This window comes from Bradyrhizobium sp. (genome assembly GCF_049581145.1).
GTDB lineage: Bacteria > Pseudomonadota > Alphaproteobacteria > Rhizobiales > Xanthobacteraceae > Bradyrhizobium.
The window spans coordinates 1-6717 of record NZ_JBAURI010001277.1 but is presented as its reverse complement, the minus strand read 5'-3'; the positions used below and the strand labels follow the sequence as shown (position 1 = coordinate 6717).

Annotated in this window: 5 protein-coding genes; 2 read left to right on the top strand and 3 right to left on the bottom strand. The window is 63.5% G+C overall.

The window, feature by feature from the left end:
- Both WCB02_RS40535 and WCB02_RS40530 read left to right on the top strand, forming a co-directional pair.
- The coding region (locus WCB02_RS40535) for a hypothetical protein (protein ID WP_423968269.1) at positions 1–1066 on the top strand (1066 nt) is incomplete at its 5' end.
- Positions 1067–1301: 235 nt separating this feature from the next.
- A complete protein-coding gene (locus tag WCB02_RS40530; RefSeq protein WP_423968267.1) occupies positions 1302–1619 on the top strand; it encodes a DUF1648 domain-containing protein in 318 nt (105 codons plus the stop codon).
- A gap of 176 nt (positions 1620–1795) precedes the next feature.
- Here the strand turns inward: WCB02_RS40530 and chrA are convergent, their stop codons facing one another.
- The 3 genes from chrA to WCB02_RS40515 form a co-directional block, all read right to left on the bottom strand.
- Positions 1796–3025: a chromate efflux transporter gene (chrA, locus tag WCB02_RS40525; RefSeq protein ID WP_423968265.1), complete on the bottom strand. Its 1230-nt coding sequence runs from the start codon at positions 3023–3025 to the stop codon at positions 1796–1798.
- A 44-nt stretch (positions 3026–3069) separates the two neighbouring features.
- Complete coding sequence (locus WCB02_RS40520) at positions 3070–4521, bottom strand: multicopper oxidase family protein (protein ID WP_423968262.1); 1452 nt, start codon at positions 4519–4521, stop codon at positions 3070–3072.
- A gap of 173 nt (positions 4522–4694) precedes the next feature.
- On the bottom strand, positions 4695–6717 hold a 2023-nt coding region (locus WCB02_RS40515), incomplete at its 5' end, for an ABC transporter ATP-binding protein (RefSeq protein WP_423968260.1).

Here is a 6717-nt window from a genome sequence, read left to right as displayed (position 1 = left end):
CCACGACTACGATCTGATCTACATTCTGCTGAATCCGACGATGAACGTCATTGTCGACCCACGCTTCAACATGAATTGGAGCCTGGATTTCACCGGCAACGAAGACAGCGTCGTCTATATCCAGATGAACTGGCTAAACGATCTCACTCTCTTTCAAAAAGAGAGCCCGAGCGTCTATGCGCGCTGCGTCAGCGCCGGTCTGACTGCGACGGACTTTGCCAATCTCCGCGCACTCAATCCGCTGGCAAACGGTCAGACGGGCGTCGACGGCGGCCGCTATGTCCTCACCGATCTTCAGTTCACCTATGAGCCGCCTGGACAAGGTGCGAGCTCACCCATTCTTTCGGAACCCGTGACATACACGGTGACATATACCGGCATCAATCAAACCTCGGCCTCTTGGGGACTGGACGTGTCGGCAAGCGGCACGTTGGGCAAAGCCTTGTCCCTGACCGTCGGAGGTACCGACAGCTTCAGCATGACAAACACCACGACGGTGACCGCGACTGACGGGGCAACTCAGACCGTGACCCCCACGATCGGCGGCCCGGCTGCGGGCTATACGGGACCGACCAGCCTTCAGGTCTATCAAGACGTCCTGTACGGCACGTTGATGTTCTTTCTCGTCGACGACCCCGTGACTTACACCGGCGTCCTTCACGACGCGACCGGCAAGATCCTTCCGAACACCGCAATCAAGCTCACCATCGGATCGCAGGTCCTGTATTCTTGGACGGACGCGAACGGGACCTATCGCTTCTACCGCACGCCCAAAGGCGCAACCGGGCAGGTCACCGTTGTCAGTGCGGGCGCGGGGACAATCGAGACGATCTTCAATCTCAACGGCAAGTGGGCGAGCGGCGGCACTACGGGCCCCGTCATTTCGGTGAGCGGCTCTTCCGTTGTGGTCGATATGTCCGCCTATCGTCGCCCGACCGCTCGCGGCTCGATCGTCAATAGCACCACCATCACCGTCAATTTCCCCGACGACAAGACCTACACCGGCACGCTTCAGGCACCCGGTACGATCAAATGGTCGAACGGTTCGAGTTGGACAAAGGCATGAGACGTATTGGTTCAGCCTGATCGTTTTTTGGTGTCGCCGGCCCCTACACGGCGGGATCGAGAGCATTGCCAAAACCAGTGCGCTCGATCTGTCGTACTGAGTGGAACGCCCCCCGGCGTGCGGTTGGCGCGCTTTTCCGCTTGGCATTCAGGCGCGAGCGGTTCGACCTAGACAAGTACAGATTGCGATAGCTCCATCTTGTGACGCGTTGCTCGTTTCCCGGAAGGCACAAAGCATGTTACCCGCAGATTACGTTTTTGCTCTGGCTGTTGCCTTGGTTGTCACCTTCAACCTCTATTTTGGCCGCCGTATAGAGCGCGAACGCATCCCAATGCAGTGGGGACTGAATGGGCAGCCAACATGGTACGCCCCAAAATGGTTCGCGATGTGGGGAATGGTTGTCTTCATGGGAGCCGTTCGGCTCTTTATTTGGCTGGTTTCGACGCATGCGCCGCAAAATGTGCATGGTGCTGAATTGGGAATAGTCATTTTCTCGGTCATCACCACAGGCTCGCACCTGTTCATTTTGATGAAGGCGAGAGCGGCACATTGAATGAGGTCGCGCAAGTCGACCATGGGACATTCACGACCGGGACGAACCGGCACAAGATCAGGCCAAGTGCGCGGTGCTCCGAATGCGGACGTTTCCGGAGTGCCAGCGGCTCCGTTCGTCTCTGGAGGCCCGGCACGGTTTCGTACCATTCACATGAGCTGAAGCCTACAATCCAACTACGACGAGCCGAGCGCGAGCGCGATGCCGCCGAGCGCGCCGACCACGACGACCACGAGCGGCGGCGCGCGCCAGGCCATCAGCAGGACGAAACAGACCAGCGCGACCGCGACATCCGCCGGCGTCCGCACCGAACTGGTCCACACCGGATCGTAGAGCGCGGCGCCGAGAATCCCGACGACCGCCGCATTGATGCCGCGCATGGCGGCTTGCGCGTTGGGGCGAACGCGCAAGCCATCCCAGAATGGCAGCGTGCCGATCAGGATGAGGATGCCGGGCAGGAAAATGCCGATCAGGCCGAGCGCCGCCCCCGCGATCCCGTTAGGCGATAGCTTGACCACGGCCCCGAGATAGACGGCAAAGGTGAACAGCGGCCCCGGCAAGGCCTGCGCCGCGCCATAGCCGGCCAGGAAGGCGTCGTCGCTGACCCAGCCGGGTGCGACAAACCCGTCGCGCAGCAAGGGCAGCACCACATGGCCGCCGCCAAACACCAGCGCGCCGGAGCGATAGAATGCCGCGAGCAGGTTGATGCCGTCCAGCGCCGAGCGGCCCTGCAGCGATAGCAGGCCCACCAGCAACACGAAGAAGCAAATCAGCGCGGCAAGCCCGGCTGTGCGCGACACCGGCAGCGCCAGGTGCACCGCTGCTGCTGGCGGCACGCCACGACACAGCCATAGCCCGGCGAGGCCGCCGAGCAGGATCACGCCGATCTGGGCGAGCGAGGCGGAACTGAGCAGGACGATCAGCGCCGCAACCGCCGCGATCGAGGCCCGCTCCCGATCCGGGCAGAGCGTGCGCGCCATGCCCAACACCGCCTGCGCGACGATCGCAACCGCAACCAGCTTGAGGCCGTGAATGAGCCCGCCGCCGAGCGGCCCCTCGATGTGACCCGCACCGTAGGCAAACAGCACCATCGCCAGCGCCGACGGCAGCGTAAAGCCCGTCCACGCCGCAAGGCCGCCGAGATAGCCGGCCCGCATCAGCCCGACCGAGAAACCGACCTGGCTGCTGGCCGGTCCCGGCAGGAACTGGCACAAGGCGACCAGATCGGCATAGGCCGCCTCATCGAGCCAGCGGCGGCGCGTGACGAACTCATCGCGGAAATAGCCGATATGCGCGATCGGTCCGCCGAAGCAGGTCACGCCGAGCCTGAGATAGATCAGCAGGACCTCGAGGGCCGTGCCCTTCCCGTCATTGTTCGATTGCGGCGAATCGGCGTCGACCGTCATGGCATCCCGTCGGCGCGGCGAGGATTTGGGCGGAGCGCAACCGACTAAGCATAGTTGAACAGCGCCATAAAGCCGAAATCCATGTGCAGTTGCTGGTGACAATGGAACAGCGTGGGCCCGGGATTGTCGGCGACAAAGTCGAATTCCGCCTCCTGAAAGCCGTCGAGCATCACCACGTCCTTGAGCACGCCCGCGGTCGGCTTGCCGCCGATCCGAACCAGCTCGAAACTGTGCCGATGCAGATGCAGCGGATGGATATCATCGCTGGCATTGCGGAATTTCAACCGATAGCGCTTGCCCTGGTGGACGGTATAGGCAGGCTTCATGGTGTCCATCGAGAACGCTTCGCCGTTGAGCGTCCATTGATTGAAGCCGTCGAGCGCCGCGTTGTGCTTGACGATGATGATCTCGAACGTCTCGTCGGGCGATGCGGGCGCGGTGTTCGGCTTGCCGAACAGGCTATAGTCCCAGCGGTAAGGTTTGGGCTTGCCCCACTGGGGTTTGCCCTTTTGCCCGGCATATTCGACCACGATCCCCATGCCCCGGCTGCGGTCGTCATCGGCGAGATCGCCCATGACCCAGACCCCGGGATGCTTCATCTCGACCACCGCCGAGATGCGCTCGGCGGTGCCGAGCCAGAGCAGCGGCACCTCGGCCATCGTCGGGACCGGATTACCATCGAGCGCCATGATCCTGAAACTGTGGCCGGGCAGCGCCAGGCTGCGGATCTCGCCGGCGCTGGCGTTGAGGACGTGAAACAGCACCCGCTCGCCCTGCTTGACGCGGATTGGCTCGCCATGGCCGAGCATGCGGCCATTGATGCCGAACAGGTCGTAACCGACTTCAAACCCCTTTGTCTTCTCCTTGGCCGCGGCATCCGCCGCCTTGCCGATCTCCTGCAGCGCCGGGAGCGGCGTGCCCGCAAGGGCCTGCATCGCCATGTCGCCGCCGCGGCTGAACGTGGGCAAAAACTCCTTCAGCACCAGAAAGACCTCGCGGTCATAGGCGCCGGGATCGATCCGCGGCTCGATATAGACCGGTCCGGCCTGGCCGGTATAGGTGCCGCGGTTCAGGTCACCGCCCGCGACCACATGGGTGTGATAGAAGCGCAAGCCGGACGGCCTTGGTGTGAACGCAATCCGCCGCATGCCGTGCGCCGGTACGAAGGGCGAGCCCTCCTCCGCGGCACCGTCGACATCGCTTGGGATCATCTGGCCATGCCAGTGCACGAGTTCGGGCGTATCGGTGTCGTTGTAGATGTCGACGATGGCGGGCTGGCCCTCCTTGAAACGCAGCAGCGGGCCTGGAAACTGGCCGTTGTAAAGCGTGGTGGAGACGATGTGGTCGGGCGCGAGCTCGACGCGGCCGGTTGCGATTCGCAGCGTATAGTCCGCCTTCTCGACGGCGGGCTGCTCGGCACGCGCGAATCGCGGCGCAGCACCCGCCAACGCCATCAAGCCGGCACTTTTCATCAGGGAGCGGCGGTCAATCGGCACGATATGTCTCCAGAATTTTGCGAAGACTGACTTTGCGGAGGCCTTCTCGGGACGACGATTGTGGTCGCTTATTGTGGTCGATTATTGTGGAAGATTGATGTGGGCACGGCCTGCCGAACGGCTGCTGATCGCCGCCGCCGTCCAGTCGCGGCGGCGCGGATCACCCGCCGATGCTATTCCTCGTCATCGTCATCGTCATCTTCGTCGTCGTCCGCCGGATCGGGCAGGTGCAGCGCGTGGCCCTGGTCGTCCCAAAGCCTGCGGTAAACACCGTTTTTGGCCAGGAGTTCCAGATGCGACCCGCGCTCGATCGCCCGGCCGCCTGCGATCACGATGATCTCGTCCATCTCGACCACCGAGGTCAGCCGATGGGTCGACCAGATCATGGTCCTGCCCTTGGCGACCTTGAGCAGCGTGCGGTTGATCGCGGCCTCCGTGGTCTGGTCCAGCGCCGAGGTCGCCTCGTCCAACAGCAACAGCGACGGGTTGCGGATGATCGCACGGGCGATCGCGATACGCTGGCGCTGGCCGCCCGACAGCGTATCGCCGCGCTCGCCGACGGGCGTATCGTATTTCCGCGGCAGGCTCACGATGTAGCGATGGATTTCGGCTTTTTTGGCCGCCTCTTCGACTTCGGCGTCGGTGGCGCCTTCCTTGCCGAGCCGGATGTTTTCGCGGATCGACATGTTGAACAGCATGTTCTCCTGGAACACCACCGCCATGCTCCGGCGCAGCGATTCGCGCGTCACCTTGCGGATATCGACGCCGTCGATGGTGACGCGGCCCTCGTCCGGCACATACAGGCGCAGGATCAGATTGAGCAGCGTGCTCTTGCCGGAGCCGCTCGGGCCGACGATGGCGATGCGCTTGCCGACATCAAGCCTGAGGCTGAGATTGTCGAGCACCGGCGTCTGGCTGCCTTCATACTGGAAGCTGACATGCTCGAAGGTGATGTCGTGGGAGATGCGCGGCAGGTCGGGTGCGCCCGGACGATCGGCGCCGCGCGTCGGCGCGTCCAACAATTCCTGCATGTGACGCACCGCCGCGGCGGCCTGGATCGATACCGGGATGAAATGCATCACATGGGCGATGTTGTAGGACACCTCCCAGAACGCGCTCTCGAAGGTCACGAAGGTGCCGATCGTGATCTGGCCCTTGGTCGCCAGATAAGCGCCGAGCGCGAGCACCACGAGGTGCAGCAGCAGCACCGCGATGGTGACGGTGCGCTCGACCATGGTCGACAGGAACGTCGCGGCCGCGATCCGCTCTCGCGCCTCGTCGTTGCGCATCCGAAACCAGCCGAAGCTGCGGCGCTGCAGGCTGAACGCCTTGACCACCGCCTGGGCTGCGATGTTCTCCTGCACCATGCCGAGCAGCGCCGACTCGTTGAGCTTCTGCTCGTAATTGGCCTGCACCGCCAGCGGCGTCAGAATCCGCGGCCCGATCAGCGTGATCGGAAACACCAACAGCGCCACCGCGGCCAGTTGCCAGTTCAGGAACAGCATCAGGATGATGCCGGCGATCAGTTCGAACAGCGGCAGCGCCGCGCTGTTGGCAAAACTCTTGACCGATCCTTCGAAGGCCGCCAGATCCACGGAAAACCGCGACAGGATCTCGCCGCGCCGGGTGCGCGCGAAAAAGGCCGACGGCAGATTCTGCACGTGTTCGAACAGCCGCGCGCGCACGTCGGAAATCAGCGACGCCGCCAAGCGGGCGTCCCACCGCTCATACCAGACCGCGACGACCGACGTGATGATTCCGGCCGCGCCCAGCACCGAGAGAATCCGGACCAGCGCCTGGAAATCCTCTTCGCCCAGCGCATCGTCGATCAGGAACTTCAGGCTGAGCGGCATGATGACATTGAACAGCGTCTCGACGGTGACGCCGAGCCCGACGAAGATCAGGATCTTCCTGTAGCTGGCGAGCAGCGGCCGGACGAAGCGGTAGACCGTCGCCAGCGCGCCGGCGGCTTCCCTGGCGGTGAAGACGACGAGATCCTCCTCGTCCTCGTCATCATCGCGCTCGAGCTCGTCATCCTCGTCGTCGTCTTGATCCGCGGAGGGAGGCGGCGCGGCGGGCTTATCGCCGACCGCACGCAAGGCAGCACCGGCCGGCGGCGCAGGCTTGTCGTCGAGCTCCGGCGCAATCGGTTCGACTGCAGCAGCGATCTTTCCATCCGACGGGAGAGGCCTGGGC

Bases quoted from the DNA above. Each gene is read 5' to 3' on its own strand.
- chrA (WP_423968265.1), bottom strand. From the start codon at position 3,025: ATGACGGTCGACGCCGATTCGCCGCAATCGAACAATGACGGGAAGGGC.
- WCB02_RS40530 (WP_423968267.1), top strand. From the start codon at position 1,302: ATGTTACCCGCAGATTACGTTTTTGCTCTGGCTGTTGCCTTGGTTGTC.